This window comes from Treponema sp. R6D11, assembly GCF_054786075.1.
This window is the reverse complement of record NZ_BDHD01000656.1, coordinates 1-648: the sequence shown is the minus strand read 5'-3', so window position 1 is coordinate 648 and position 648 is coordinate 1. Positions and strand designations below refer to the sequence as shown.

The window sequence follows — 648 nt, the reverse complement described above, 5'->3', positions numbered from 1 at the left end:
GTTAAAAGGCGTGGGCAAAAGCGTCCGTTACTCGATAAAGTTTCGTTTTCCGTAAATTCAAACGAGATACTTGGGTTTGCCGGAGTTGGCGGTAACGGGCTTGGAGTAATAGAGGCTGTTCTTGGCGGTTTTTTGCACCCATCTAATGGCAGAATTCTGCGAAAGGGAAAAGATATTTCAAAACTTAATATACGCAAATTGCGTAACGAAGGGTTAAGTTTTGTTCCGGCAGACCGCATAAATGTTGGAAGTGCGGAATCGGCGACAATCGAAGAAAATATGATAATTAATATGAGAAATAAATATTTTTCTTTTAATTATAAAAATTTGACGCAAAAAAAACCAGATTAGCGAAAAAATAAATTCATGGATAAAAAAATACAATATCGAAGCTCCCAACTTAAAACGAAAAGCAGGTACGTTATCGGGCGGCAATTTGCAAAAATTAATTTTAGCAAGGGAATTAAATCAATATAAGGATTATGCCGTTTTCTCGGAACCCACATGGGGGCTTGATATAGCCTCGGCAAGATTTATAAAAGGTGAAATTGACGCTCTGCGAAAAAAAGGAGCGGCTATTATTTTAATTTCCACCAATTTGGACGAAATTATAGAGCTTGCGGACAGAATAATTGTAATGTACAGGGG

1 protein-coding gene and 1 pseudogene are annotated in these 648 nt (G+C 37.5%); both read left to right on the top strand.

The features are described 5' to 3' along the window. Positions 1 to 351 (top strand): ATP-binding cassette domain-containing protein (locus ACYVTD_RS15315; protein ID WP_461248564.1); only part of this gene is annotated, 351 nt, incomplete at its 5' end. Between the two features lie 85 nt (positions 352 to 436). Then, a pseudogene (locus tag ACYVTD_RS15310) lies at positions 437 to 648 on the top strand (heme ABC transporter ATP-binding protein); the annotation flags it as partial.